The following is a 26,171-nucleotide window of genomic DNA, read 5'->3' as shown; positions in this document are numbered from 1 at the left end:
TTCCCCCATGACTGCGACGACAGGTGCAAGCCAGACTCCTCACCCCGAGCGTCCGGGCAGGTCTGACGGGGTCTGCAGCGAGTTCACCGTCTTCACCGAGATCAAGCCGGGCCACGCGGATGCGCTGCGCGAGGATCTCGCCGTGCTCGCCGATGTGGCGGACGACGAGAAGGTCCATGCGGCGGTGCGCCAGATAGGCACCCTGCATGACGCGCGGCACGTGATCTTCGACAACGACACCCGGTTCATGTTCGCCAGCGTCTTCGACGGCTCCTGGGACAACTACATCGACGACTTCGCCCAGACGGTGGTCGGGGCCCGCTTCGACAAGGTCTTCTCGCACAGCGAAGGGTTCCCCGGCGTCACGGATCCGGGGGTGAAGGACTGGTTCGTCGCCCACCAGGAGCCCGCGGGGGTCTTCGTCAGCGCCTATCCCGACCTGACCGTTCAACAGATCTACAAGGACCACCGCGTGGACGACGCGTTCCAGGAGGTGCTGGACACGCCCCAGTTCCGGGCGGCGCTGGAGAACCCGGCCAATGCGGACCTGCTGGCCACGCCCGCCTTCCAGAAGCTGTTGGAGGAGGCCTCGGCGTAGCTCGCGGACCCGGCCGTCCCCCCGGAGTCGCCCACCATCGGTGGACCCCGTCGGCCGGTGCGGGGCGGCCGTCGCGGGGCGGTCCGGGCACAGACCCGATACGGAGGCACGAACGCGCGTCGGACTGCCCGGGTCCAACCCGCAGGAAGCCCCCATCAAGGCCGGGGAGTTCATCCTCGGCTACCCCGACGAGACCGGTAACCCGGCGCCCATGCCCAGCCCTGACGTGCTGGGGCGCAACGGGACCTATCGCCGGCGCCGAGGAGGAGGCGCTGCTGGCGGCGAAGATGGTGGGACGCTGGCCCAGCGGCGCGCCGCTGCCGCCTTCACGGCCACCTTCCCCGCCGCCTTCCCGGCCAGCTTCCCGACCGCCTTCCCGGCCAGCTTCCCGACCGCCCTGCCGACCGCGGGCGGATGACGGCGGCCGCGGGCGGATGATGGCCTGTATGCGCATCCGTATCGACGCCGTCGACCTGCCCGGCCGCACCCGCCCGGCCCCCGCCAGCACCGACGGCCCCGCGTACGCCGACATCCATGTCGCCGTGCAACGCCGTGACCGTCCGGCCGAGCTTCTCGCACCGCAGCCCGGCGACGCCGCGTCCGCGACCTGGACCCTGGAGTGCACCGCGACCGCCACACCCACCGGCATCGAGGTGACGGGCCCGTATGTGCAGGACCGCCTGGGCCGGCGGTTCGTGTACCTGTCCTGGTGCACGGTCGACGACTCGGGTGTCTTCTCCATGTTCCGCCGTACCAAGCTCATGCTCGACGCCGTCCCCGCCGACGTACTCGCCGCCGCCGCACACCACGGCCTGCTGGTCGGCCGTCTCGGCCTGACCGACGCGGACGGCGGCCCCCGGTACGCACGCGTGGAGCCCCCGCACGTCACCTGGACCGCCGGACCCGGCGACCAGGACGGGCTGTCACCGGGCCATGAGGACACGATCCCCCCTCGGTGAGCGCCGACGGCCCCTGTGCCCCGTCCTCAGCTCCGGGGACGGTCGCAGAGGTCGAGGATCTTGGTGAACGGTCTGCGGAGCAGTACGGCCACCGGGGCGCCGTCCTCCTTCCTGTACCGGGCCAGTGCGGCGCGGGCGGTGGCCGTGTCCTGGTGGGGGTCCCGTCCTTCGAGGAGGGCTTTCAGGGCTCGTCCGGTGGCCTCGGCGACCGGGAGGAGGGCGGTCCGGGCCCGGGAGAGGGCCGGGGTGGGTCCGTCGCGCGCGGTGAAGAAGTCCACCTCGGCGGCCAGGGCGAGGAGATGGGGCCCGGCCTCGGCGGTGCGGTCGATCCGGTCGCTCAGTTCGGTCACCTCGGTCCGGTGGCGTCGTCGCAGTGGATTGAACCGCATGGCCTTTTCCGCTTCCCGGGCCTTGTCCGCGTAGCCGGGCAGCCGGTCCGCATCCGCCTGCGTGTGCGTCCGGTTCGCGTACGCGGCGTCCGGTGAGCCGATCGCGTGGGTGCTGCGTACGAGGCCCCGCGTCAGGTCGTCCGCACACCTGCGGGCCAGTGTCACGGCCTCCTGGTAGGGGTTGCGCGGCCAGAGCAGCGGAGCGAGGACGGCGGTGACCGCGCCGCCCAGCGCGTTCTCCCACAGCCGGGCGAAGCCGTAGGAGTCCGGTGAGGGGTTGGCGAAGACCAGGAGTGAGGTCACCGCGACCTGCACGTTCAGTGTCGTACCGGAGGTGATGACGGTCCCGCACAGCAGGGCCAGGCCCATCACGACGGCAAGGACGGCGGTGGTCGGCCGGAAGAAGTGGACCACGGTGACGCCCAGGGCCACTCCGGCCATCACGCCGAGGATCCTCAGCAGCAGCGCCGTCAGGGAGGAGGCGGAGTCGCCGCGCAGGCACAGGACCGGGACGATGGCCGCGAACACCGGTGGCTGAACTGCACCCGCCCACAGCGCGGCCTGCCAGCAGACCACCGCGATCACCAGAATGCGGGCCGCCGCCGGCCCCTGCGCCCGGAGCCTGGAGCGCACCCGCGTCCACGGCGAAACGCCCGTCACCCGCCCACCATAAGCAGACAGCGCGACCCGCGCCCGCCGGTGTGCGCGCCGTGGACCGGTGGCTCAGGCCGCTTCGCGGGCCGCCCGGGTGAGCTGGTCGACCTCCTCGGGGTCGAGGGTGAGCCGGGCGGCGCCGACGTTCTCGTCCAGGTGCGTCACACGGGAGGTGCCGGGGATCGGCAGCATGACCTCCGTGCGGGCCAGCAGCCATGCCAGCGCGACCTGACCGGGGGTGGCCTCGTACCGCTTGGCGATCGTGTCGACGAGACGGCCCGGCTCGACCAGTTCGCCCGCGGCGACGGGCGCCCACGGGATGAAGCCGATGCCCTCACGCGTGCAGTGGTCGACCACGTCCTCCGACGTGGAGTCGGTGAGGTTGTAGCGGTTCTGCACGGTGACGATCTCCGCGATCCGCCGACACTGCTCGATCTGGTCCACCGTGACTTCCGAGAGCCCGATCGCCACGATCTTGCCCTCGTCCTGGAGCTGCTTCAGCTCGCCGATCTGGTCCTCCAGCGGCACCTTCGCGTCGATGCGGTGGAGCTGGAACAGGTCGATACGGTCCAGGCCGAGCCGCCGCAGGCTCATCTCGAGCTGCTGCCGCAGGTATTCGGGCCGTCCGAGCGGGGCCCACTCGTCCGGGCCCGAGCGGGCGAGGCCCGCCTTGGTGGCGATCAGGACGTCGTCGGGGTACGGGTGGATCGCCTCGCGGATGATCTCCTCGCTGACATGGGGACCGTACGAGTCGGCGGTGTCGATCAGCTGGACGCCGAGTTCGACGGCACGGCGGACGACCCGCCGGCACTCCTCGCGGTCGGCCGGCTCGCCCCAGATACCGGGTCCGGTCAGCCGCATCGCCCCGAAGCCCAGCCGGGCCACCTGCTTGCCGGCTATCTCGAAGGTCCCTGACTCGTGTGCGATCAGCGTGTCTTCGGTCATGATTTCCACGCTACTCCCGCACCGGGAATCCGTCCGGGCGCGGCCGTACCGGCCTGCCGGGCTCAGCGGGGCACACCCGGCGGGGTGTGCCCGTCCGCCGTTGCCGGTCTACCGCATCGCCCCCGGCCGCACGGGCTGAGCGGGCGTCAGGAGAGGCTCTTGCATGGGCCGGTGCTGTGTCCTTAGGTAGCCGTAGACCACCGAGACCAGCGCCAGCAGGAGGAGTGGTCCGGACGCCCACGGGTGCCTGGCCATCTCCAGCGGCAGCCAGCGGTACGACACCAGGAGCGCGGCGAACACCGTCGCGCCGTAGGCGACGAACCCGAGCCCCGACCGGTCCCAGCCGCGGTCGAACGAGCGCAGCGCCCCCTCGATCGTGAGCGTGAACACCGCGCCGGCGGCGAGGTCCACACCGTAGTGGTAGCCGAATCCCAGCGTCGCGGTGAGGGTGGCGACCAGCCAGAACGCGCCGGCGAAGCGCAGCACGCGCGGGCCGCTCCGGGAGTGGATGAAGATCGCGACGGCCCACGCCGTGTGCAGGCTGGGCATGCAGTTGCGCGGCGTGAACGCGTCGAACGGCATGGGGTGCGGAGGACCGACCGGCGGCGGCGTCCGCGGCCACAGGTCGGCCACCTCCCAGTGGCCGTCGCCGTAGCCGTGGCCGCCGGGCGGCGCGTCCGGCCACAGGCTGACCGAAGCCCAGTGCTCGGCGCCGGTGCCGTAGGCGAAGACCGGTCCGACCACCGGGAAGATCATGTAGACGGCGGGCCCGAGGAGGCCGATCACCAGGAAGGTGCGCACCAGGTGATGGCGGGGAAAGCGCCGTTCGACCGCCACACGGCGCAGTTGGTACAGCGCGACGACGACGGCGGCCACGGCGAGCTGACCGTAGACGATGTTGAGAAAGTTGAAGCCGACCGGGCCGGTGGCGGTGACGATCCGGCCCACCAGCCACGACGGTTCACCGAGCGCGTGATCGGCGGTGGCCACGTACTGGTCGAGTACCGTCGGGCGGGTCTTCGAGGTGAGGAGCAGCCAGGTGTCGCCGGTCTTGCGGCCGGTCACCAGCAGCAGGCCCAGCCCCACGCCCTTGAGCAGCAGGACGCGTTCCCGGCCGGTGCGGCGGGTGACCGCTATGACCGCGTGGCCCAGGATCACCCAGAGTGCCCCGTTGCCGAAGGGGTGGCCGTCGGTCACCTGGGCGCCGAGCGCCCATCGGACCGCCACGACGGCGATGTCGATGCCGATCGCGGCAGCGACGGCGACGAACCGTTGCCGCCAGGTGAGCACCGTCATCATCAGCGCCAGGCCGGCGTACAGCAGGAAGCCTGATTTGGGGGCGAAGACCACCTCCCGCGCCTGGTTGGTGATCGGCCCCGGCAGGCCGTAGCGTCGTGCGGCGATCTCGAGTGCCAGGAGGAACCCGAGGGCCGCGACACCCGCCACGGCCCAGAGTCTCAGACCCGGTCGACGCCACAGGGAGGGCGGTGTTCCGTTGCCTCTTCGCGAAGGAACCCGCGATGGTATGGATCTCAATTCCCGGCCGATTTACTAGATGACGACACCTGTCCGATGAGGGAAGACGGAAGGATCGCCTGCCGGGTTCCGGCCTCGTTCAGGAAAGACCCCCGGATTGTTCACCCAGGGGTCTCCCGAGACAAGACCGTGAAAGGGTCAGCCGGTCTGGGACGGGGTCTGCTTGATGCCGTCGACGACGGCGCGGCTCATGACGGCGCTGGTGAACGTCACGGTGCCCGGCTTGATGAGGGCCTCGGTGCCGGTGTTCTCCTTCACCTGGACCGTGCGCTCGCCCAGGAAGACATCGCTCTTCCTGTCGAAGATCCACTCCTCGCGCTGACCGCTGGTCTCGTCGAGCCGGGCCACCGCGACACCGTGCCGGCCGGCCGCGTCCACCGCGTCGTCCACGACGACGACGCCGGGGATCTTCGCGGCGGCCTTGAAGAGCGCCGGGTAGAGCTTCGCCGGGGGGTAGCTCTCGCCGAGCAGGTCGCCGATGGTGGTGAACGCCTCCTGGTCGGGGGAGTTCCCCTGCCCCTTCGTCTCCTTGTAGATCTTGGCCAGCAGGGCGTCGGGGTCGGTGGTCAGCCTGGCCAGGTAGTCGTACGACGGAGCGTTCAGCGTTGCCTTCGGGGTGTTGCCCTGCTCGTCGGGCAGGCTCAGGGTCTCGCCCTCGCTGCTGTCGTTGACGGCCGGGTCGATCAGCCAGCCCTTGGTGCCGTCGGCGGACCTCCACACCTGGCGGGTGTGCAGCTCGTGGCTGGCCAGGGTGGTTCCGTCGTCGGTGGACTTCAGGAAGGTGTCGGCCGACTTGGACTCGACGTAGACGTACTGGCCGGGCTTGACGTCCGGATGGGACGTGTCGGCCGCCGCCAGTGCGATCCGGTCGAGCAGCTGCGGTACGCCCTTGCTGGTCGCGGCGCCGACGGTGGTGGTCAGGGCCGGTCCGGTGGCGACGCCTTCGTCCTTGACGCCTTCGCCGCCACCGGAGGCGGCCACCCCGGCGACGACCACCCCGGCGAGGGCGGCGGCCAGCGCGGGCAGGGCGATCGCGGGGCGCGGCAGCCGCAGCCGCCGGGTCCGCGCCCGGTCCGCCGGGTGTTCGGCGGTGCGCTCCGCCGCCTGGGTCTCGTGAATCCGGGCCATCATGCGCTCCTTGTGGAACTGGTGACGGCCCGACGGCAGGTCGCGTGTCGTCCGGTCGAAGAGCCGGTCGCCCTCGTCCCGTTCGGCAGCGTTCTGCCGGGACGTGTTCGCGTTCATCGGTTTCCTTCCTGTGCGGGCCGGATCGCGTGTGCGTGATCGCCTCTTGTCTGTCGGCCGGGGCGGCCGCCTTCCCGTTTCCCGGGACTTGTTCCGATATTTTTCGCGACCGCCGCTGCCGCGGCCGGATCTCTCGACTGCCTTGAATGGAACGGTGGTTGATGTCTGGCCTGCGCGGCCTCGGCCAGCTTGCGGAGCTTCTTGCGGGCGCGGGAGAGCCGGGAGGCGACCGTGCCGACCGGGATGCCGAGCGCCTCCGCCGCGGCCTCGTAGTCCAGCCCCTCCCCGAGGCACAGCGCGATGACCTCGCGCTCGGGGCGGCGCAGCGACGCGAGCGCGGTGAGCGCCGTCGCGAGGCGTTCCCGGTCGTCGAGCCGGTCCGCCACCTCCTCGGCGTGGTCGGGCACCGACAACTCGGCCGCGGCGGCCGCCGTCGCCGCCGCCCGGTAGCGCCGGTTGCTCCGGTACTGGTTGCGCGCGGTGTTGGTGGCGATGCCGAGCAGCCACGGCCGCAGGGAACCACCCGTCGGATCGACCTTCTCGCGCAGCCGCCACGCCTCCATGAAGGTCGCGGCCATCACGTCCTCGGCCGTCGACCAGTCGGCGGTCAGCCGGAAGGCATGGTTGTAGACCGCGCGGGCGTAGGTGTCGAAGAGTTCGGCGAACGCGCTCGAATCCCCGGCCCGTATCCGGGTTCGCATAGGAGTGCTCACCTCATTGAGCTGTCCGGCACCCAGCACCGACTTCCCGTGACCTGCGCCACACTCGCCTCTGGTATCCCCTCCCGCGCGGCGGGGACTCATCATGCCCGAGGGGCGGCGGGACCAAGAGGCCCGGCAGGTTCGCGGTGGCCGGCGGTCACCGCTCTTGCCTCCCCGTACCGGCCCCCGTTACCTTGCGGCGGGGCTTGCGACCAGGTACGCGGTGCGTCCGGCGCATCGACGCGCGGCGTAGGAACGGACATCGGGTGACAGGTCGAGGCAAGGGCCGGCAGGAGGCGCAGCACGGCCTGCTCACGAACATCGCCGCCGAGGCGGGGGTCTCGCTCAGCACCGTGTCCAAGGTGGTGCACCGGCGCCGGGACGTCGGCGCGGCGACCCGGGACCGGGTCGAGGAACTGCTGGCACGGCACGGGTACGTCCGCCCGTGGGAGCGGGATCCCGAAACGCCCCGCCAGATCATCGTCGTCTTCCGCGACCTGTCCGGCCCGTACACCCTGGAGGTCGCCCGGGGGATCGTGGACGCGGCCGGTGAACTCGGCATCGACGTGGTGACCGGCACGACGAGCCGGCGGTCGATCTCCGCGTGGCTGGAGGAGTGCGTGGCGCTCGGCGCGGCCGGGCTGGTGATCGTGATCTCGATGCTGGCCGAGGAGGACCAGCGGCGGATCGTCGAGCAACGGCTGCCGGTCGTGCTGATCGACCCGCTCAGCGCGCCGTCCGAGGACATCCCGAGCATCGGCGTGACGAACTGGAGCGGCGCCCGGGACGCCGTACAGCATCTGCTGGACCTGGGGCACACCCGGATCGGCATGGTCGCCGGCCGCTCGCACTCCCTGGCCGGGGCGGCCCGTGTGCACGGCTACCGGGCGGCGTTGGAGGAGGCCGGGGTCGCCTACGATCCGGCGATCGTCCGCTCGACCGACTTCGACTACGCGGAGGCGCTGACCGCCAGCCTGCAGATCCTGCGGGCCGACGACCCGCCCACGGCCGTCTTCGCGGCCAGCGACGCGCAGGCGCTCGGCGTGCTGGAGGCGGCCCGGCAGCAAGGGCTCGCCGTGCCCGGCGACCTGTCGGTGATGTCCTTCGACGACACCCTGGTGGCGGCCATGGCCTGCCCGCCGCTGAGCGCGGTGCGCCAGCCGTTCGAGGAACTGGGACGGGAGGCCACCCGGGTGCTCATGGACCTCGCCCAGGGCCGGCCGCCCGCGTCCTCGCGGATCGAGCTGACCACGGAACTCGTGGTGCGGACCTCGACGTCCGTTCGCCACCGCGTCAATACCCCGTAACCCGCCGCCGCGCGAAACCCTTTCGCAATGTGCCGGTGACAGTGCCGTGCCGCCTACGAATACTGGCTTCCTCCCCCGCACCCCCGTGGCAAAGGAATGCCGTTGACTAGATCCTGGGCGCGAAAGGCCTTCGCTTCGGCGACGGCCCTCTGTATGGGCGTGGCGGTCGCCATCGCCTCCGCGACGGCCGCGTCGGCGTATCAGCCGAGCCCCGCGAATCTGTATACGGCGGACAACACCGCCGCCTGCAACAAGAGCCCCTGTGTGCTCTACCCGAAGTCGGCCCAGCTGGCGGACGGCCGGCTCGTGGCCACGTTCGAGAACAGCCAGAGCGCCCCGGTGGGCCAGACGCTGCCGGTCTACAAGAGCGACGACTACGGCACGACGTGGGCGAAGCTCGCCGACGTCAAGGCCCCCGCCTACCTCTCCACCGACTCCGCGTACGCCAAGTACACGAGCAACTGGACCAACCCGTACCTGTACGTCCTCCCGCAGAGCGTCGGCTCCCTGAGCGCCGGCACGCTGCTGCTCGCGAGCATCGTCTCGGGCGACGACTACTACTACGAGGAGCAGAAGGCCGCCAACTCCGGGTGGACGCCGACCAGTGACGGCGACCGCAAGGACGTGGCGCTGGCTCTCTACGCGAGTACGGACGACGGGGCGACCTGGAGCTTCGAGAACATCATCGCGGCCGGCGGCTGGCAGGGCGGCAGCGCGGGCAGCGTCGGCCGGGTCTCGACCGCCAACACCCACGCCCAGGTCGACCCCGTCTGGGAGCCGCATCTGCTCGCCCACAACGGGCAGCTCATCGCCTACTACTCCGACGAGGACGACTACACCGGCTACAACACCACCACCGGCGCCCCGACCCTCGACACGGCCAACGACACCGCGACCGACTCCGGCGGCCAGGTCCTTCTGCACCGCACCTGGGACGGCACCAGCGGCTCGGCCTGGAGCAGCCCGGTCGTGGACGTCCCGGGGTCCACGGTGAGCATGGGCGGTGGAAAGACGGAGATCGGCGGGGGCCGTCCGGGCATGACGACCATCTCCCCGACGACCGACGGCAAGTGGCTGCTGACGTACGAGTACTGGGGCGGCGGGACCAACGTCCGCTACCGGATCTCCGACGACCCGACGAAGTTCTTCTCCGCCACGGACGCCGCGATCACCGCACTGCCCGTGCCCTCGGGCGGGGCCGCCCTGTCCACCGGCGGCAGCCCGGTGCTGCTGCCCATGCCGGACGGCCGGATCGCCTACAACGCCGCAGGCAGCGGCGACGTCTGGGTCAACGAGTCCGGGCTGTCAACCGGCACCTGGAAGGAGTACAAGGCGCCGATCGCCGCCGGGTACAGCCGCACTCTCCAGTACGTCGACGGCACCGGACGCGTCCTGATCCTCCAGGCGTCCTGGAGCGGCACCAGCGTCGGCCCCGTGAAGTACGCCGAGGTCGACCTCGGCCGCTCCGACGGCGCCTACTACAGCCTCGTCAACCGGCTGACCGGCCAGGTCCTCACCACCGCGTCCGGCAAGACCCAGGACGCGAACCTCACGGGGAACACCCCCGACCTCGTCCTCGGCGCGGCCGACTCCACCGCCGCCACGCAACGCTGGCACCTGACCGCCAAGGGCGGCAACGTCACCCTGCTCAACAAGGCGGGGGGCCGCTCGGTCGCCATCTGGACCGGCACCGCGACGGCCGGGCAGAAGCTCGCCCAGTGGGTCGACGACGGCGCCACCGACAAACAGTGGACCCAGGTCGCGTCGTCGACCAGCGGCTACTACAAGCTCCGCTCCGTCCTCAACTCCAGCCTCTACATGACCGGTTCGACCGCCGGCGGCTCCGTCACCGTGGCGGCGGCGACCACCGACGGCTCCCAGGACTGGCAGCTGGTCCAGGATCCGCTCCCCACGGCCGCGACCTTCACCCTGAAGGGCGCCTACTCCGGCCGCTGCCTCGACGTCCCGAACGGCTCGACGGGCGTCCAGGTCCAGATCTACGACTGCTCGGGCAACGCCAACCAGACCATCACCCAGACCGCGGCCGGCGAACTGCGCGTCTCCGGCGACTGCCTGGCCGCGAACGGCGACGGTACGACCGCGGGCACCACGCTCATCCTCTGGGCCTGCAACGGGAAGTCCAGCCAGAAGTGGGCGTTCCGCGTGGACGGCACCATCGTCAACCGCTCCGACGGCCTGGTCATCGACGTGACCAACTGGGGGACGGCCAACGGCTCGAAGGTGGAGCTGTGGACGGGACTGGGCACCGCGACCCAGCAGTGGAGCCGTAGTTAGTCGCGAAGCCGAAGAAGCGGCGCCACCGCATCCACCGGTGGCGCCGCCTTCGCGTACCCGTCGCTACTCCCGCTCGACGCTCACCGGCACCCCGTGCTGCCGCAGCACCGTCGCGTCCCGCTCCTCGCCCACCAGCCGGACGGCCGCCCGTACCGGGGTGTCCAGGCTGGAGGAGCCCGCCTCCAGCAGGATCTCGCCGGGCTCCACGACGCGGTGGCCGGCCAGTCCGGTGAAGGCCAGCCGGTCGGTGTGGACGTGGAAGCGGACCGTGGCCTCCTCGCCGGGTTCGAGGTCCACCTTGGCGAAGGCCAGCAGCGCGCGCACCGGCCGCGTCACCTGGGCGACCGGGTCGACGGCGTACAGCTGGACGGTCTCGGCGCCCGCGACCGCCCCCGTGTTCCGCACCCGCGCCCGCACCGTGAACTCCCCGTCAGTGGGCACCTGTTCACGGTCCACGGACAGCTGGTCGATCTCGAACGTCGTGTACGACAGCCCGTGTCCGAAGGGGAACGCGGGGGTGGGGTCGAGGTTGGACAGGAAGCTCTGCCGGTCGCCGAGCGGCGGATGGAGATAGGTGTACGGCTGACCGCCGGGCGAGGTGGGGATCTGCACGGGCAGTTTGCCGCTGAAGTTCGCTTTCCCGGCGAGGAGTTGGGCCACCGCCCGGCCGCCCTCCTCGCCCGGCAGGAACACCTGCGCCATGGCCGCGGCGGCGGACGCGAACCGGCCCACGGCGTAGGGCCTTCCGCTGCTCACGACCAGCACGACGGGCTTCCCGGTCGCCAGGACCGCCTCGACCAGCTCCTCCTGGACGCCCGGCAGCCGGAGGTCCTCCACGTCACAGCCCTCGCCGGAGGTGCCGATGCCGAACATGCCCGCCTTGTCGCCGACCACCAGGACGGTGAGGTCGGCGGCGGCCGCGGCCGCCACGGCGGCGGGCACACCGGAGCGGTCCTCGTCCCGGATCGGGCACCCTTGCGCGAACTCCCATGCCACGGACGGGAGTTCCTCGGTCAGCGCGGTGCGGAGGGAGACGGCCTCGACACCGTTGCCCAGGTCGTCGCGTCCGGCGAGGACGTGGTTGGGGAAGCTGTAGCAGCCGAACATGGTGCGGACGTCGTCGGCGCACGGGCCGATCAGCGCGATCCGGCCGCCGGACGGGAGCGGCAGGGTGCCGTCGTTCGAGAGCAGGACGGCACTCGACCGGGCCACGGCCAGGGCGAGCGCACGGCTGCCCGGCTTGTCGAGGTCCAGCTCGCCCGCGCGCAGGGCGGCGGACCGTGGGTCGAAGTCCGCGTCCAGCAGGCCGAGTTCGACCTTCTGCCGCAGGACCCGGCGCACCGAGCGGTCGACCAGTTCCGCGTCGACCGCGCCCTGCTCCACGGCGTGCACGAGTGCGTCGCCGAAGCCCCGCTGGTCCGGAAGTTCAACGTCCATCCCGGCGCGCAGGGCGAGGGCTCCGGCGCCGGGCAGGTCGGCGGCCACCCGGTGGGCGTTCACCAGGAAGGGCAACGACCAGTAGTCGGAGACGACGGTGCCCTCGAACCCCCAGGCGTCCCGGAGGACTTCGGTGAGCAGCCGGCGGCTGGCCGCGGGGGCCTCGCCGTCGATCTCGGCGTACGAGTTCATGACCGACCGGACACCGGCGGCGACCAGGCGTTCGAACGGCGGCAGGATGACGTCGTGGAGTTCGCGGGGGCCGGCGTGGACGGGGGCGTGGTTGCGGCCGCCCATGGACGCGGAGTATCCGGCGAAGTGCTTGAGGGTGGCGTACACGCCCGCGCCCTGCAGGCCGGTGACATACGCCTCGCCCATCTCCCCGACCAGGTAGGGGTCCTCGCCGTAGGTCTCCTCGCAGCGGCCCCAGCGGTAGTCCCGGATCACGTCGACGACCGGGGCGAGCCCCTGGTGGACCCCCGCCTCGGCCATGTCGGCGCCGATGGCCGCGCCGACCCGCCGGATCAGCTCCGGGTCGAAGGTGGCCGCCATGCCGAGGGAGGTGGGGTAGATCGTCGCCCCGTAGGCGGTGAACCCGGTCAGGCACTCGTCGTGCGCCATGGCCGGGATGCCGAGTCTGCTCTGCGCGATGACCTGCCGCTGGCGGTCGGCCAGTGCCCGGGAGTGCTCCAGGGCGGGCCGGGGCAGGGTGCCGTACGGGCGGGTGAGCTGGCCCAGGCCGTGCCGGGCGGTCTCGGCGAGGTCGCCGACGCGGTCGAAGATGCTGGTGCCCGGTGCCACCTCGGGTCCGGCCGGTTCGACGTCCTCCCAGGCGCTGCTGAGCTGCGCGACCTTCTCGGCGAGGGTGAGCCGGGCGAGCAGTGCCTCGACCCGTTCGGCGACGGGGAGGGCGGGGTCGGTCCAGGGCCGGCCGTCCTCCTCCTGGGGGAGGCCGCCGTGGTCGGGCATGGTGGTCGTCATTCACGACTCCTCGGGGAGTTGCGCGGGCATGCCGACGGGGCCGGGCGCGGGGCCCGGCCGTCGTACGGGATGAACTGCCCGGTGGTGTGGGCTGCTTGGCTACGTGGTTATTTGGAGAAGCCGGCGGTGAGGCCGGCGACGAGCTGGCGCCGGGCGAGGATGAACAGCGCGAGCATCGGGAGGGTGGAGAGCACCACCGCGGCCATGGTGGCCGGTACGTCGATGCCGAACTGGCCCTTGTAGAGGGTCAGCGCCAGCGGCAGTACGGCCTTGTCGCCGCTCTGGGTGAGGATGAGCGGGAAGAGGAAGCCGTTCCAGACCTGGAGTCCGTCGTACACGGCGACCGTCATCAGGGCGGGGCGGGCCAGCGGCGCCGCCAGCGACCAGAGCATGCGCCAGTCGCCGGCACCGTCGACGATCATGGCCTCGAACAGCGAGCGGGGCACGTCACGCAGGAAGCTCACCAGGATCATCACGGTGATCGGCAGCGCGAACGCGGCCGAGGGAAGGACGATCGCGAGCAGGCTGTCGTAGAGCCGCATCCTGATGATCAGCAGGTACACGGGGATGATCACGGCCTGCAACGGGATCGCCAGGCCCAGCAGGAACAGCCGGAACGACAGCCTGGACAGCCGGCTGCCGGCGCCCCGGACGATCGCGAACGCGGCCATCAGGGCGAAGGCGACCGCGAGCACCACCGTCCCGGCGGTGACGACCACGCTGTTGAGCAGGTAGGTGGTGAAGTCGCCGTCCAGTACGGCCCGGTAGTTGTCGAACGTCGGGTGGGCGGGGAGTGCCAGGGGGCTGTCGGTGGTGAAGTCGGCGCGGGCGCGCAGACTGGTGACGACGAGCCAGTAGACGGGTACGACGACGATCGCCGTCCACACGAGGGTGGCGCTGCCGCTGAGGGCGCGGCGGAGGATGCCGGGCACGGGGTTGGGCCGTACCGGGCCGGGGGTCGCCGTGCCCCGGGCGGGGAGGTCGTCCGGTGCGGTGGCGGCGCGGGCCTTGGTCACGGTGGTGCTCACATGCCCTCCTGCCGGCTGTCCATCCGGGTGAAGCCGGACAGCCGGGTGGTCAGCAGCGACAGGCCGAGACCGAAGACCACCAGGAGGGTGGCGACGGCGCTGGCCCGGCCCATGTCATGGGTCTGGAATCCGGTGATGTACATGGCGAGGGGAAGGACCCGGGTGGCGGTGCCGGGGCCGCCGGTTCCGCCGGACAGCACGAAGATCAGGTCGAAGTAGGTCAGCGAGCCGACGAGCATCAGGGTGCTGGAGGTGACCATCGTGTACTTCAGCTGCGGCAGGGTGATGTGCCGGAAGCGGGCCGCCGGCCCCGCGCCGTCGAGGGCGGCGGCCTCGTACAGCGCGGTGGGGATCTGCCGTATCCCGGCCTGGTAGAGCAGCGCGTGGAACGGTACGAACTGCCAGGCGATCACGAAGATCACCGTGTACAGGGCCAGGTCGGGCGAGCCGAGCAGCGGCTTCGCCAGCCAGTGCAGGCCGGGCGTGGCGCCGATGCCGAAGGACGGGTCGAGCAGCGCCTGCCAGGTCAGGCCGATCGCCACCGCGGACAGCAGCAGCGGCAGGAAGAACAGCACGGCGAACAGCGCCCGCACCTTCCCCCGCGGCGCCTGGAAGACGCCGAGGGCCAGCGCGACCGGCGTCTGGACCAGCCAGCTCACCACCATCACCTTGACGGTGAGTCCCAGCGCCTGCCAGGTCGCGCCGTCGGTCAGGACGTCGCCCCAGTTGGCGAAGCCGGCCCAGCCGATGGAGCCGAGACCGTCCCAGTCGGCGAGGCTGAGCGCCAGCACGCCGACGAGGGGGACCAGACCGAACAGGCCGAACAGGAGAAGGGCGGGGGCGGCCATGAGGAGGCCGCTCGAACGGCGGCCCGCCTTACGGCCCGCGGCGACAGCGGTGGTCACGACCCCGCCTTGCTCATGTTCGTACCGAACTCGGCGGGCGAGATCTGCCGCAGGAACGACTTGTCGGTGTTGGTCAGCAGCGGGTCCGCCTGGTCGGACGGCAGTGCCTGGTCCCAGGAGAGCTGGAAGCCCGGCGCGTTCTGCACCAGGTCGTAGACGAACGTCAGCCACTGCTTGTCGGACGACGACTTCACCGCGGCCAGCTTCGACTCCAGGCCCTTGACCGGCGGCACACTGCCGGCGGCGAGATAGGCGTCGACCTGGGAGCCGTCCAGGACGTAGTCCTTGAGGTAGGTCAGGGCGGCCGACTTGTTCTTCGACGAGGAGTTCAGGGACAGGAAGTTCGAGGGGTTGCCGACGATGCTCTTCGGGTCGCCGGCACCGCCGGACAGCGACGGGAAGGCGGTGTAGCCGAGGTCGCCCTTCTTCAGGAAGTCCGGTGCGGCCTTGGCTATGTTGGCGTACTCCCAGGTGCCCATCACCTCCATCGCCGCCTTGCCGGTGTAGAGGAGGGCCGTGGAGGCGCCCTGGTCGTAGTTGACGGAGGAGGCGTTGCCGCCGAAGGCACCGGCCTTCGCCAGGTCCTGGAGGTACTGGTTGGCCTTGGTGACCGATGCGTCCTGCCACCCCGCGGAGTCACCTGAGGCGATCTTCGTGAAGACGTCGGAGCCGCCCTGCCGGTCGAGCAGGTACTCCAGGTACATCAGCGTCGGCCACTTGGAGTTCGCGGCGAGGGAGAGCGGGGTCACGCCCTTGCCCTTGAGCTTCTTCACGGCCGCCAGCAGGTCGGCGTACGTCTTCGGCGGCTGGACGCCCGCGTCGGCCAGCACCTTCTTGTTGTAGTAGAGGACGACCGGGGCGAGGCCGTTGGCGGGGACGCCGTAGACCTTGCCGTCGAAGGTGGCGCTCTGCATCACACTCGGCGTGTACCGGTCCGTGTTCGCCTGGGCCTGCGTCAGCACGTCGACCTTGCCGGCCTTGACGTAGTCGTCGAGCGCTCCGCCGCCCCAGCTGAAGAAGATGTCCGGGGCCTGGTTCGCGCCGAAGGCCACCCGCAGCTTCTGCTTGTAGTCGTCGTTCGCGAAGAGCCGCAGGGTGATCTGCGCGTCCGGGTGGTCCTTGTTGTAGGCGTCGACGGACTCCTTGAGGATCGTCTGGTCGTTGAGCGCCCACATCGTCAGGCCCTTCGCCGACGAGGACGTCGACGGCCCCGAAGTCCCGCACCCGGCAAGGGTCATGGCCGCCGCCAGGGCGACGGCGGACGCCACGACGCGACGAATGCGCGGGCTTTCGAGATGTCCGGTGACCGGTGTTCTCCGCATGGTCGTGCCTCTCTTGTTTCCCCATACCGTCGGTGAGCGAGGCAGACCGGAGACTCGTGCGGAGTCGCACGGACTCGTACGGACTCGTACGAAAGGCTTTCGTACGTCACGTTGCCGACGGCCTGCCTGCTGGCCGGGACACTGACACGTGATTCACGGCAGGGACAAGCGAGGGAAATGCCTCGGTTACGAAACATTTTCGCGAACCGAGGCAAGTGGCGGGAGACGCGGTGGCGCGGCGCCCGGGTCAGCGTTCCCCGAGTTCGTCCCCGAGGCCGACTTCGAGGTCACCCGTCGCGGCCGCCATGAGCGATTCCGCGGCGTCCTCGGCGGTGTCCGGAGGCACGACCACGAGGTCCCAGCGGCCGCGGCCGGGAGCGAGCAGGACGACGGTGTGCGGGGCGTTCGCCGCCAGGGATCTGCGCAGTCGTACGACCTGGTTGGAGACGAGTATCCGGCCGGGCGTCGCCGACCACACCGCCCCGTTGACGGTGGCGCTGGTGATCTGGCCCCAGTCGCGCGGCAACCCGGCCAGCAGACGCGGGAGTTCCACGAGCAGGTCGTAGGAGCGCGGCCACCATGCTCCGTCGATGGGCCGGGGCAGGTCGCCGTGGGGCGCCAGGTGCAGGCGAAGGACGGGGTGAGCGGGAAGTGCGGGCTGCAGCGCGGTGGTCATGAGACTCCTGCCAACTGGCTCAGGTGGATGCGTGGTTGACGTCAGGCGCGACGCGCGGCGACCCGGTCCGGAGTCGGCCAGCGCACGTCGTACACCCAGCCGAGGCGTTCCAGGAGGCGGATGACGGCGGCCGACGGGTCGATCTGGCCGCGGTCGACGCCGTGCCGGGCGCTGGTCGGGTCGGCATGGTGGAGGTTGTGCCAGCTCTCCCCGAAGGAGAGCAGGGCGAGCGGCCACAGGTTGGTGGCGCGGTCGTGGCGACGCGTCCTAAAGGGGCGTTCCCCGATCATGTGGCACAGGGAGTTGACGCTCCAGGTGACATGGTGGAGCAGCGCGATACGGACAAGTCCCGCCCACAGCAGGGCGGTCAGGCCGTACACCCAGCTGCCGCCGATGGCCCAGCCCGCCCCGAACGGCAGGGCCAGGGTGAGGACGCACAGCAGCGGGAAGGCGCGCGAGACGGCCCGGATGTCGGGGTCGGCGAGCAGGTCCGGGGCGTAACGGTCGGCGGGAGTCCGGTCGTTGCGGAACAGCCAGCCGATGTGGGCGTGCAGGAGCCCGCGCAGCTGGCCGCGCAGGTGTGTGCCGTAGCGGTACGGGGAGTGCGGGTCGCCGGGCCGGTCGGTGAAGGCGTGATGGCGGCGGTGGGTGGCGACCCAGCCGATGACGTCGCCCTGGAAGCTCATCGAACCGGCCACCGCGAGCGCGACGCGCACGGGACGTGTCGCACGGTAGCTGCCGTGGGTGAGACCGCGGTGGAAGCCGACCGTGACGCCCAGGCCGGTGACCGTGTAGAAGACGGCCGCGAGCAGGATGTCGACGGGGTGGACGAGACGGCCCCACAGCAGCCAGCCGACCAGGCCGAGAGCCACGAACGGCAGGACGACGATCACCGCCGTCACGGTCACGTACAGCCGCTCCCCGCCGTCGCGCGCGGGCGCCGGTCCGTCCGGCGGGAAGGGCGAGACGCCGTCGTAGGCCCGGGGCGGCGCGGCGGCGTCCGGCGGACTCGGCGTGACAGGAGTGGTGGGGGCTATCGGGGTGGATGGCATGGTGGGGCTCCTTGACCTGGGCGAAGGCCGCCGGGAAGAAGGTGCGGCCGGGGTCACGGACTGCCCCTGGGGGATGGGTGGTGTGCTGGAAACGACCTGACGGTAGGCACGACACACCCTCGCTCCCCCCAACGTACTCCCCCGTACTCCGTCTGCGCGGGATGCCGGGAGTGCGTCGACCGACGGCCACCGCCGGGACGCGCCCGGGGCGGCATCGCGTTGACACCGGTCGTCGCCGGACATTGACTGGCAGGACGACCGAGGGCCGGGCCATGAAGGGCAGGGTCGACCGGGTCCCCGGAAGCCTGGAGCAGGCCGTCGAGAAGGTGACGCGAAGGGCGTCTCCAGACGGTGCCCCCCATCGCAACGGAAGCGGTACACACGACGATGTACGACCAGACACGCGCCCAGCAGCCCGCAGGCCGGCCCCCGGGCCCCGACGGACGCCGCACCACGGGCCCGGAGCCGCTGCTCCCCCCGGAAGAACGGGACGAGATCGTGCGCCGCCTCGGACACGCCGTCAACACCTTCGCGGACACCCCGCGCGAGGCACTGGAGGAGGCCGAGGGCGCCTTCGACGAAGCCGCCGCCCAGCTCACGAAGGCCCTTGCGGAGCTGCGGCAGGTCCTGCGCGCGGGCTGGCACGACCACGCGCCCGAGACGGACTCCGCCGAACTCCGGGACGCTCTGAGGCAGTACCGGGAGATCACCCAACGGCTGCTGCGGACCTAGGGCCTGGGACTCCGTCGGTCACCCGTGGGGCCGCGGGACACGCCGGAGTAGAGTGGAAGATCCAGTCCGAGTCCCTCTCATACCGGGACACCGAACTCCGAGGTCGCCGTGCAGTCCATGCAAACACCCTCGGACGGGCATGCCGCGGTCCGTATCGTCGCCGCCTCGCCCGAGGTCGCCCGCAGGGTGGCGGAGGTACTGCGCCACTGCTTCGCCGCCACGGAGCAGCGCAGCTATCCCGCGGGCCCCGACGGAGGAACCCTCCTGGACCTCACCGTGGACACCACCCGCGCGGCAGAACCCGCACGGTCCTGGCTCGAAACCAGCCGGTCCGGGCAGCGGGCCGCCGGCGGAGGTGGGACGGCGTCCGGGAACGGCCCGGCCGAAGCCGCCGCGGAGTAGCGTTGAGTCACCGGGAGCATTTCGCACACCGACTCCGATGCCGGTGCCGTTCCCGGTGAGCGACGACACCGGGCGGCTGCCCTTGCGCAGGGTCCGGAGACGGGTCCGCGCAATGTCCGCCAGCACGCCTCGTGTCTCTCCACGACCCGTTCCCGCCAGTCCCATTGCTTCGTCTGGTCCGTCTGCTCCGTCTGGTCCGTCCAGTCCGTTCAGGGTGCCGACCGCGCGCCTCGCGCTGAAGTCCGAGAGCCGTTCCCGAGGGGCCGCCGGCCTGGACGGCGCCTGGTGGCCCCGGTCACGTGACCTGCCGAGCGAGCTCCCCGCCTTGGCGGATGTGCTGGATCCGCTGTGGGGACGGATCACCCGTATCGCGGTCAACCCCCGCCACTGGCCGGTCCTGCCACCCAGGATGTCCGCCAACGGCCATGAGGTGAAGGTCGGTTGGTCCACCTCCGAGCTGGATCCGCACGAGATCCTGCTGCAGTCCTACACCGCCGGCCGCTGGGACCTCCTCGTGATCCCCCCGGAAACCGGCGCCCTCGCGGCCGCCCGGCTGATGGCCGCCGCGAGTGCGGACACCGGCCCGTCGAGGACCGCGGCCATGCTCATGACGGCGGAACGAGCCCGCATCGCAACCCCGGAGCCCGGGAAGCACGAGATCGGCGGCGCCCCCGCGGCCCTCCTGCTCTGCCCCTGACGGAGGAGCGGCCTCGGGGAGAACACACCGGCGACGGTCATGCCGCGGCATCAGGGGACGTCCGGAGGGGCGGGCGCTCAGGAGGTGCGGGACCGGATCGTCGTGTCGGCCGTGCGGGCAGGCTCCGGCCGGGAGACCATCGGACACTGGTGTGTCGGTTTCCCTGACGTGCCCGCGGTCTCCAGTGCGGGGCCGCGACGGCTGGAGGGTGCGTGGTCGAGGGTGCGTGGTCCAGGTGCGGTGCCCGGTGCGGGAGATGAGGGGCGGGCGGGGCCGGCGGCCGGGCCGGGTTTCTGGCGACAGGTCGTCGCCCAGCTGAGCACCGCCCTGATGGTGGTGGATCCGGCCGGACGGATCGTCGCCCTCAACCCGGCCGCCGAGCGGCTGCTGGGCCGTGCCGAGACCGAGATGCGCGGAAGGGACGCCCACGATCTGCTGCACCGGGACGCGGGCGGCCGCCCACTCCTCCGGGAGCGGTGCCCGCTGCTCCAGGCGGTGGCCGACGAGGCCGCCGCGCGTGGGGAGGGCGCCAGCTACCTGCGCGGCGACGGCCGCCTGATCACGATCTCCTGGTCCGCTTCCCCCCTGAGGGACGGCGGCTCCTTCAAGGGCATCGCCGTGATGTTCACCGACGTCACGGGCGACCACGGCGCGCGCCGGGAACGTGCGGCCTATACGAGCGCCCTGGAGGACCTCAACGAGCGGCTGACGCTGGTCGCGGAGATCACCGACGTACTGGGCCAGACCCTGGAGACGGACGAGGCCCTCGCCCGGCTGGGCCGCCTGCTGGTTCCCCGTCTGGCCGACTGGGCGGCGGTCGACCTCCTGACCCGTTCCGGGCAGGTCCACCGCGTGGCGGTGACCGGTCCCACGGGCCGGGATGTCGCGCTGGAGGGCGAGCGCGAGCGGCTTCCCGATCCCGGGGAGGGGGACCCCTCACCTCTCGTCCGCGTGCTGAACAGCGGTGATCCCGTACTCCAGGACGAGGCCCGGACGGCAGGGCCGCCCGGCTCTCCCCTGGCCGCGGCGCACAGCGGGTTTCTGCGGAGGGTGGGCGCGAGGTCCGTCATCACGGTGCCGCTGGGCTCCGGACGCCAGATCACCGGCGCCCTGACGCTGGTACGCACCGACCCGGCACACCCCTTCGACACCGCCGACCTGGCGGTGGTGAGCGACATCGGCCGCCGGGTCGGCCTGGTCATCGACAACGCGCGGCGGTTCGGCCGCCAGCGCGCCGTCGCCGAGGCCATGCAGCGCAACCTGCTCGCACCGCTCCCCCAGCCCGGCCGCCTGCGGCTGGCCGCCCGCTACCAGCCCGCCCCGGCCGGCTCCCAGGTCGGCGGTGACTGGTACGACGCGTTCGAGTTGAAGGACGGCACGCTCGCGGTGGTCATCGGCGACGTCGTCGGCCACGACCTGACCGCGGCGGCCGGGATGGCTCAATTGCACGGCATCCTGCGCTCACTGGCCTGGGACCACACCGGGCCGCCGAGCGCCGTCGTCGACCGTCTCGACGACGCCATGTCCGCCATCTCCACCGTCTCCATGGCCACCCTCGTCCTCGCCCGGGTCGAAGGCCACCCGGACACCGGGCCGTGGACACTGCGCTGGACCAGCGCCGGACATCCGCCGCCCCTCCTCCTCACCCCGGGCGGACACGCGCGCTACCTGGAGGCCGGACAGGGAATCCTCCTCGGCGCCCGCCTGGGCAGCGAAGCGAGCCGACCCGACGCCACGGAGTCCCTGCCGCCGGGATCCACGCTGCTGCTCTACACCGACGGGCTGGTCGAGGTCCCCGGCAGCGACCTCAGCACCGGCCTGGGCGGGCTGCGCCGCCACGCTCTCGCACTCGCCCAGGCACCGCTGGACACGCTGTGCGACCAACTGCTCGCCCGCATGCCGCCCGGCAGCACCGACGACGTGGCCCTCCTCGCCCTGCGCCTGCCGACTCTGTGACAGGAGCAGGAGCACAGGGCAGGAGCAGGAGCAGGGGCAAGGGGGCCGGGGCGGGGTTCCCAGGCCCCGAGAAGGCGCCAAGGACGACTCAAGGACGGCCGGCCCGGACCCGCACTCCCCCCGGACCCGCACCTCCGTCCGGGACGCGTACTCCCCGCTCTGTCGCCGCCGACCAGCGGCATCAGGCTGCGCGGTGGCCGGCGATGGCGCCGGTCACACCAGACGTCTGATCTCGCCGCGCACTCGGTAGAAGCCACCCGAGGAGGAGTGCAACGCATCCACCACATAGCGTGCGCCGGGCTGACGTATCGCACGCGGGAACTGGACGTTCCAATCCGGTTCATAGCCCTCGGAGAGCACCCGCACGCGGACCCGGCCTCCTTGGTCGAAGCACTCCACGACGACTCCGCTCCCCGCCGCGGGGACAGCACTGACCGTGGCGACGGAGGCGGCGGTGGTCAGGGGTGCGTACGTCGGCAGGGCAGCCGCCAGCTTGATGTCCGCGGCGACCGGGACGGTGCCCGACTGAGCAGCGTTGATCGCGGCCTCGCTCGCGTCGATGCAGGCGAGCGAGCCGTCGGTGGAGACGATGTACAGCCTTTCGTCGTGGTACTGCATGGAGAGCGCCGAGCCGCCACCCGTGCCGAGCTTCCACAGCCGGGCGCCATCGGCGGTGAAGCAGTAGACGGAGGAAGCGGAGTCGCCCGCGAAGACATACCGTCCGCCGGGGGACGTGGCACACGAGTAGACCGCGGCATCGCACTGGTAGGAGGCCTCGATCCGCCCGGAGGACTTGGCGAGCCGCTGGACGACCCGGCGTCCCGTCCCGGCGTAGACCGCGTTCTCCTCCTGCCATCCGAAGAGCACGTTGCCGCTGGTCGCGGTGTGCCAGAGCTGGCTGGTGCCGTCCGCCGCGTAGGCGGTCACACCGCGGCTGTGCCCGTGGTACACGGCGCGGTCGTCGGCCCGCACCATCCACCCGTGTTCCCCGGACGAGTTGCGTGACCACTGAAGTTCGTCCTCGTGGTCGATGACCGTCAGACCGCCGTTGCGGTCGGAGACGTTCAGCACGCCGGCGTGGATGTCCAGCCAGAAGATGTCCACCTCTGCCGCTATCTCGTACGCGGCGAACGGCACCTTCGCCGAGAGGTCGTACACCCGGCCGTCGTCACAGCCCGCGTAGATCCAGAAGTCGTCCGCCACCAGGCACTTCACACCGTCAGGCAGGGAGTAGTGAGCCAGCACCTCGCCGTCATGGCTCAAGTTGTAGACGCTGCCGTGCTGGTTGCCGACCCAGCAGCGGTCCTCGTCCACGTGGATACCGAACGCGGAGGCGCCCGTGGAGAACCGCCACAGGACCGGCGCCGTCGCCCGTGCCGTGGACGGGGCGGAGGTCACCTGACGGCGCGTCACCGGGCGGGCTGCGCGCTGCCCCTGAACGGCGGGCGCGTATCCCTTCCGCACCTTCTCGGCTATCTTCTTCGCCGCCGCTGTCTCCGCCTTGTCGACGGTCGGAAAGGTGGAGGTCTGGCGCTGCCCGTCCACGCCGATCCGTCCGTACCGCACGGAGACAGTGGTCCCCTGGACGGTCACCTCATAGAACTTGTGGGCACCGCCGCTCTCCTGGGACAGCTCCAGATACGTCGTGTTCCCCGACTGTCGTGTCTGCGCAGCGGACACAGCCCACCCCTCCCCAAAGGTCCGGTTCGGCCGGTGCGGCCGACCTCCAGCGACTCCAAACTAGTGGCCACCACTGACATCGACGCTCCCGGCCGGATCCGGTGATGCGGGTCCTCCTCGCGCCGGGCCCGGGTGCGGGATCGGGGCGGGTGGGAGCGCGCCGACGCTCGCACCGTCGCCGCTGTGATCGCCGTCGGCGTGTACCGTCGCGGCCCCTGGTTCGGGGGCGCGGCGGCTCCGTCACTGAGTGAGCCGGACCGCACGGTACTCGTCGTCCCAGCCGTGCACGAGCGGGCCCTGCTGCAACTCCCGCTCCAGCCAATCCCACTGGCTGGGGCTCAGCCGCTCCACCGAGGCCGGCCCCTTCGAGCGCAGAGCGTCCGCACCGCCATCCCCCCACTCCCGCCGCCGACGTCGCACCGACCGCGGCGTCACCCGAAGCTTCCTTGCGACGGCCTCGGTCTTCTCACCACGAGCGAACCGCTCGGTCGCCTCAAAGCGCACCCGCTCCAGCTCCTCCTGCTGCCTGAGCGTCAGCCCGCCACCATGCGCGTACGGCAGGACCACGTCGTACCGCAACGATCAAGAAACGTCACGGGCCACGGACTCCGCGAATTCAACCTAAGTAATCTGATGCGGTGGATGAAGACTGGTTCGACGTAGACGACGATGTGAACGACCGGAATCAGAAACTGGTTGCCGTGGTACGGGAATCAGCACGCTTCTGGCCGGAATGCCCGCCCAGTGCAACCTCTGTGCTGGTGAGCGAGCCGGACGAGACTGGCGGGGAAAGCCAAGGCGGCGATGGTGAGCGCGATCGCGACCCCTATGACATCGCGATCGACGAGGCACTGGCCGACGGAGAACAGGTGCTACTGCTGGCCGTCGACCTTCTCGATCTGGAGAAAAATCGCGTATTCAGGACCTTGGGCGCGACCGTGGCCGGCGACCACCTCTTCTGCAGCCAACGACACACCACCACCTACCGGCCCGAGCCCAGCGACGACGTGGAATCGCTGGAGGCGACCGGATCGCTGACGGAGCTGGGCCGCATTGCCGCCGACTGGTTCGAGGAAATCGTACGCCGCCCCGTCATCGGTCCTATAGGCCACGGAGCATGGTCCTTCGTCGCGCCTCGCACCACCCTTCCCCCTCGGTACCGCTGGATCCGCAACGGTTAAGTTCACCCTCCAGCTGGGAGACAACTTCACCTACCAGCGCTCGGACGGCAGTTGGCGGGCCACCGGCGACATCGCCCCCATCGATCTGCACCAGCTGGGCGCCGGCTACGACGGACACACCTGGTTCACCCACGCCTACCCCGGCAGCATCACCGGCAGCTCCGTCGCCGAAGCGGGTGACCAGGGGCACAAGGTCCTGGCCACCTGGACCCCCGACCCGGCCCTGATGGCGGATTACGGCACCACAGGCGTCCTGTACGACTCTTCGTCCACCTGCCCAACCACGGCGCGCAGGCCGTCGTGCCCTACACCGTCCACGTCGGCGTGAACAACGCCAACGCGAAGCCCACCCACGTGTGCAACGTCAACCAGGCCACCAAGAGCAACGGCAACGACGTCTGGGGGGATCTCGGCACCCTCAGGCTCTGGCAGGGCGCCGGCATCCAGCTCGACAACGTCAGCCGCAGCGACTACACCGGCGACCAGGACGTCGCCTATGACGCCGTGGTCTTCCAGCCGACCACCACCGTCGCCACCTCGGACCACTGCTTCACCGACTCCTGCCCCTTCCCGCCTCGCCCACCACGGCGGTGCGTCGCGTGACCGGGCTCCGGCCAGGCCGCACGGCGCACCGCCGCCCACGACCCCGCCCCACGCCCCGGAGCCCCGCCCATGCCCCTGCCCTCCATCCACCCCCGCCATCTCGCCGCAGCAGCACTGGCGTTGGCCCTGCCTCTCACCGGGTGTTCGTCCTCGCACCACACCACCTCCGCCGGTACCACGCACCCGGCCACCCCCGCCTCCGGTGAGCCGTCCGCGTCCACGTCGGCCTCCGCCTCTCCCGACATCTCGGCCTGGCCGACCGTGCCGACCGACGTCGACGAGACCGAGGTCCCGAAGGTCGACTCCGAGATTCTTTCGCGGAACTACACGGGCAAGAGTTTCATCGACGCCCTGACCCGGCAGTGGCACATCGACCTCGACGCTCGGACAAAGTTCGACTCCACGAAGGACGACAAGCCCGCCGTATGGCATGCCGAGGGGACCACGCATCCGACCAAGGGCACCGAACTCGGGGTTTCCGTGGTGTGGGACCTGGCCGGCGATCTGGAGTCCCTGTCCTGCGGGGCCACCGTGAAGGCACCCGGCCGGGCGGCCTTCCTGCACGCCTGCGTCCGTCTGGACCACCCCGGCGCAGACCCGGCCGCGGCTGTCCGCTGGGTCGACAGCATCACCGGGCCCACGGACCGGAAGTTCCGCGAGGCCGGCGTGACGACGGTCAGCCCGCTGTACCGGGCGGGACCGGCAGCCACCGAACTCCTGGAGTACGGCGGTGGCCCGACCCCCACCACCTACGAGCTCCGCGTCTTCGGCGTCAAGAGCTGACCGCGATCGGGACGACGACCGGGCCGGAGCCGACATCGAGCAGCCAACGTTCGGAGTCAGGGTGCACCTGCACCTGTCGGCCCACCCTCAACTTCATCGCCACACGC

Annotated in this window: 25 protein-coding genes; 12 read left to right on the top strand and 13 right to left on the bottom strand. The window is 71.2% G+C overall.

Annotated elements, in window-relative coordinates; translation table 11 throughout:
- Positions 1 to 7: 7 nt before the first annotated feature.
- The 3 genes from ABZ642_RS26395 (at position 8) to ABZ642_RS26385 (ending at position 1,557) form a co-directional block, all read left to right on the top strand.
- Positions 8 to 598: a hypothetical protein gene (locus tag ABZ642_RS26395; RefSeq protein WP_360488876.1), complete on the top strand. Its 591-nt coding sequence runs from the start codon at positions 8 to 10 to the stop codon at positions 596 to 598.
- Between the two features lie 211 nt (positions 599 to 809).
- Positions 810 to 1,016: a hypothetical protein gene (locus tag ABZ642_RS26390; RefSeq protein WP_360488874.1), complete on the top strand. Its 207-nt coding sequence runs from the start codon at positions 810 to 812 to the stop codon at positions 1,014 to 1,016.
- Between the two features lie 28 nt (positions 1,017 to 1,044).
- Positions 1,045 to 1,557, top strand: coding sequence for a DUF5990 family protein (locus ABZ642_RS26385; RefSeq protein ID WP_360488872.1), 513 nt, complete (start codon positions 1,045 to 1,047; stop codon positions 1,555 to 1,557).
- A 26-nt stretch (positions 1,558 to 1,583) separates the two neighbouring features.
- Here ABZ642_RS26385 and ABZ642_RS26380 read toward each other — a convergent pair whose 3' ends face one another.
- From ABZ642_RS26380 to ABZ642_RS26360, 5 genes are all read right to left on the bottom strand, one after another.
- Positions 1,584 to 2,606 carry an FUSC family protein gene (locus ABZ642_RS26380; protein WP_360488870.1) on the bottom strand — a complete coding sequence of 341 codons (1,023 nt, stop codon included), beginning with the start codon at positions 2,604 to 2,606 and terminating at the stop codon, positions 1,584 to 1,586.
- Positions 2,607 to 2,669: 63 nt separating this feature from the next.
- On the bottom strand, positions 2,670 to 3,545 hold the full coding sequence (locus ABZ642_RS26375; protein WP_360488868.1) for an aldo/keto reductase: 876 nt from the start codon (positions 3,543 to 3,545) through the stop codon (positions 2,670 to 2,672).
- Positions 3,546 to 3,653: 108 nt separating this feature from the next.
- Positions 3,654 to 4,991, bottom strand: a complete 1,338-nt coding sequence (locus ABZ642_RS26370; protein WP_360488866.1) for a phosphatase PAP2 family protein — start codon at positions 4,989 to 4,991, stop codon at positions 3,654 to 3,656.
- Positions 4,992 to 5,219: 228 nt separating this feature from the next.
- Positions 5,220 to 6,326, bottom strand: a complete 1,107-nt coding sequence (locus tag ABZ642_RS26365) for a CU044_5270 family protein (RefSeq protein WP_360488863.1) — start codon at positions 6,324 to 6,326, stop codon at positions 5,220 to 5,222.
- On the bottom strand, positions 6,323 to 7,027 hold the full coding sequence (locus ABZ642_RS26360; RefSeq protein WP_360488860.1) for an RNA polymerase sigma factor: 705 nt from the start codon (positions 7,025 to 7,027) through the stop codon (positions 6,323 to 6,325). The genes ABZ642_RS26365 and ABZ642_RS26360 overlap by 4 nt, the downstream gene beginning before the upstream one ends.
- Before the next feature lie 266 nt (positions 7,028 to 7,293).
- Between ABZ642_RS26360 and ABZ642_RS26355 the strand changes: the two genes are divergently transcribed.
- Together ABZ642_RS26355 and ABZ642_RS26350 are read left to right on the top strand one after the other, a co-directional pair.
- Positions 7,294 to 8,334 (top strand): LacI family DNA-binding transcriptional regulator, encoded by a 1,041-nt coding sequence (locus tag ABZ642_RS26355; protein WP_360488857.1) that lies wholly within the window; start codon positions 7,294 to 7,296, stop codon positions 8,332 to 8,334.
- 153 nt (positions 8,335 to 8,487) lie between these two features.
- A complete protein-coding gene (locus tag ABZ642_RS26350) occupies positions 8,488 to 10,629 on the top strand; it encodes an RICIN domain-containing protein (protein WP_360488994.1) in 2,142 nt (713 codons plus the stop codon).
- Positions 10,630 to 10,692: 63 nt separating this feature from the next.
- On the opposite strand, the gene ABZ642_RS26345 is transcribed toward ABZ642_RS26350, so the two are convergent.
- From ABZ642_RS26345 to ABZ642_RS26320, 6 genes are all read right to left on the bottom strand, one after another.
- The gene (locus ABZ642_RS26345) at positions 10,693 to 13,047 is read right to left on the bottom strand and encodes a glycoside hydrolase family 3 N-terminal domain-containing protein (protein ID WP_360488854.1); all 2,355 of its coding nucleotides are present in this window, start codon (positions 13,045 to 13,047) and stop codon (positions 10,693 to 10,695) included.
- Between the two features lie 107 nt (positions 13,048 to 13,154).
- Entirely contained in the window at positions 13,155 to 14,075 is a 921-nt protein-coding gene (locus ABZ642_RS26340) for a carbohydrate ABC transporter permease (protein WP_360488851.1), read from the bottom strand.
- On the bottom strand, positions 14,072 to 14,923 hold the full coding sequence (locus ABZ642_RS26335; protein ID WP_360488993.1) for a sugar ABC transporter permease: 852 nt from the start codon (positions 14,921 to 14,923) through the stop codon (positions 14,072 to 14,074). Before ABZ642_RS26335 ends, ABZ642_RS26340 begins: the two co-directional genes overlap by 4 nt.
- Before the next feature lie 53 nt (positions 14,924 to 14,976).
- The gene (locus ABZ642_RS26330) at positions 14,977 to 16,302 is read right to left on the bottom strand and encodes an extracellular solute-binding protein (protein WP_360488848.1); all 1,326 of its coding nucleotides are present in this window, start codon (positions 16,300 to 16,302) and stop codon (positions 14,977 to 14,979) included.
- Positions 16,303 to 16,549: 247 nt separating this feature from the next.
- Positions 16,550 to 16,978 (bottom strand): DUF5994 family protein, encoded by a 429-nt coding sequence (locus tag ABZ642_RS26325; RefSeq protein WP_360488845.1) that lies wholly within the window; start codon positions 16,976 to 16,978, stop codon positions 16,550 to 16,552.
- 41 nt (positions 16,979 to 17,019) lie between these two features.
- Complete coding sequence (locus ABZ642_RS26320; RefSeq protein WP_360488842.1) at positions 17,020 to 18,030, bottom strand: acyl-CoA desaturase; 1,011 nt, start codon at positions 18,028 to 18,030, stop codon at positions 17,020 to 17,022.
- A 387-nt stretch (positions 18,031 to 18,417) separates the two neighbouring features.
- On the opposite strand from ABZ642_RS26320, the gene ABZ642_RS26315 reads away from it, so the two are divergent.
- The 4 genes from ABZ642_RS26315 to ABZ642_RS26300 all read left to right on the top strand — a co-directional run bounded on the left by ABZ642_RS26315 (position 18,418) and on the right by ABZ642_RS26300 (position 21,817).
- Entirely contained in the window at positions 18,418 to 18,762 is a 345-nt protein-coding gene (locus ABZ642_RS26315) for a hypothetical protein (RefSeq protein ID WP_360488839.1), read from the top strand.
- Positions 18,763 to 18,879: 117 nt separating this feature from the next.
- Complete coding sequence (locus tag ABZ642_RS26310; RefSeq protein WP_360488836.1) at positions 18,880 to 19,164, top strand: hypothetical protein; 285 nt, start codon at positions 18,880 to 18,882, stop codon at positions 19,162 to 19,164.
- 214 nt (positions 19,165 to 19,378) lie between these two features.
- The gene (locus ABZ642_RS26305; RefSeq protein ID WP_360488833.1) at positions 19,379 to 19,861 is read left to right on the top strand and encodes a DUF5994 family protein; all 483 of its coding nucleotides are present in this window, start codon (positions 19,379 to 19,381) and stop codon (positions 19,859 to 19,861) included.
- A 240-nt stretch (positions 19,862 to 20,101) separates the two neighbouring features.
- Entirely contained in the window at positions 20,102 to 21,817 is a 1,716-nt protein-coding gene (locus tag ABZ642_RS26300; RefSeq protein WP_360488830.1) for a SpoIIE family protein phosphatase, read from the top strand.
- A 213-nt stretch (positions 21,818 to 22,030) separates the two neighbouring features.
- On the opposite strand, the gene ABZ642_RS26295 is transcribed toward ABZ642_RS26300, so the two are convergent.
- Complete coding sequence (locus ABZ642_RS26295) at positions 22,031 to 23,497, bottom strand: WGR domain-containing protein (protein ID WP_360488827.1); 1,467 nt, start codon at positions 23,495 to 23,497, stop codon at positions 22,031 to 22,033.
- A gap of 240 nt (positions 23,498 to 23,737) precedes the next feature.
- On the bottom strand, positions 23,738 to 24,076 hold the full coding sequence (locus ABZ642_RS26290) for a helix-turn-helix domain-containing protein (protein ID WP_360488825.1): 339 nt from the start codon (positions 24,074 to 24,076) through the stop codon (positions 23,738 to 23,740).
- A gap of 59 nt (positions 24,077 to 24,135) precedes the next feature.
- On the opposite strand from ABZ642_RS26290, the gene ABZ642_RS26285 reads away from it, so the two are divergent.
- The 3 genes from ABZ642_RS26285 to ABZ642_RS26275 all read left to right on the top strand — a co-directional run bounded on the left by ABZ642_RS26285 (position 24,136) and on the right by ABZ642_RS26275 (position 26,064).
- Entirely contained in the window at positions 24,136 to 24,678 is a 543-nt protein-coding gene (locus ABZ642_RS26285) for a hypothetical protein (protein WP_360488822.1), read from the top strand.
- A 300-nt stretch (positions 24,679 to 24,978) separates the two neighbouring features.
- On the top strand, positions 24,979 to 25,281 hold the full coding sequence (locus ABZ642_RS26280) for a hypothetical protein (RefSeq protein ID WP_360488819.1): 303 nt from the start codon (positions 24,979 to 24,981) through the stop codon (positions 25,279 to 25,281).
- A 69-nt stretch (positions 25,282 to 25,350) separates the two neighbouring features.
- A complete protein-coding gene (locus ABZ642_RS26275; protein WP_360488817.1) occupies positions 25,351 to 26,064 on the top strand; it encodes a hypothetical protein in 714 nt (237 codons plus the stop codon).
- The last annotated feature ends 107 nt before the right edge of the window (positions 26,065 to 26,171 follow it).

The organism is Streptomyces sp. NPDC007157 (genome assembly GCF_040634235.1).
Lineage (GTDB): Bacteria > Actinomycetota > Actinomycetes > Streptomycetales > Streptomycetaceae > Streptomyces.
Note: the sequence above shows the minus strand (reverse complement) of the source record. Positions and strands in the feature narration are given on the sequence as shown.

Bases quoted from the DNA above. Each gene is read 5' to 3' on its own strand.
- ABZ642_RS26395 (WP_360488876.1), top strand. From the start codon at position 8: ATGACTGCGACGACAGGTGCAAGCCAGACTCCTCACCCCGAGCGTCCG.
- ABZ642_RS26390 (WP_360488874.1), top strand. From the start codon at position 810: ATGCCCAGCCCTGACGTGCTGGGGCGCAACGGGACCTATCGCCGGCGC.
- ABZ642_RS26385 (WP_360488872.1), top strand. From the start codon at position 1,045: ATGCGCATCCGTATCGACGCCGTCGACCTGCCCGGCCGCACCCGCCCG.
- ABZ642_RS26375 (WP_360488868.1), bottom strand. From the start codon at position 3,545: ATGACCGAAGACACGCTGATCGCACACGAGTCAGGGACCTTCGAGATA.
- ABZ642_RS26365 (WP_360488863.1), bottom strand. From the start codon at position 6,326: ATGAACGCGAACACGTCCCGGCAGAACGCTGCCGAACGGGACGAGGGC.
- ABZ642_RS26360 (WP_360488860.1), bottom strand. From the start codon at position 7,027: ATGCGAACCCGGATACGGGCCGGGGATTCGAGCGCGTTCGCCGAACTC.
- ABZ642_RS26350 (WP_360488994.1), top strand. From the start codon at position 8,488: ATGGGCGTGGCGGTCGCCATCGCCTCCGCGACGGCCGCGTCGGCGTAT.
- ABZ642_RS26345 (WP_360488854.1), bottom strand. From the start codon at position 13,047: ATGACGACCACCATGCCCGACCACGGCGGCCTCCCCCAGGAGGAGGAC.
- ABZ642_RS26335 (WP_360488993.1), bottom strand. From the start codon at position 14,923: ATGGCCGCCCCCGCCCTTCTCCTGTTCGGCCTGTTCGGTCTGGTCCCC.
- ABZ642_RS26330 (WP_360488848.1), bottom strand. From the start codon at position 16,302: ATGCGGAGAACACCGGTCACCGGACATCTCGAAAGCCCGCGCATTCGT.
- ABZ642_RS26325 (WP_360488845.1), bottom strand. From the start codon at position 16,978: ATGACCACCGCGCTGCAGCCCGCACTTCCCGCTCACCCCGTCCTTCGC.
- ABZ642_RS26320 (WP_360488842.1), bottom strand. From the start codon at position 18,030: ATGCCATCCACCCCGATAGCCCCCACCACTCCTGTCACGCCGAGTCCG.
- ABZ642_RS26315 (WP_360488839.1), top strand. From the start codon at position 18,418: ATGTACGACCAGACACGCGCCCAGCAGCCCGCAGGCCGGCCCCCGGGC.
- ABZ642_RS26310 (WP_360488836.1), top strand. From the start codon at position 18,880: ATGCAAACACCCTCGGACGGGCATGCCGCGGTCCGTATCGTCGCCGCC.
- ABZ642_RS26275 (WP_360488817.1), top strand. From the start codon at position 25,351: ATGCCCCTGCCCTCCATCCACCCCCGCCATCTCGCCGCAGCAGCACTG.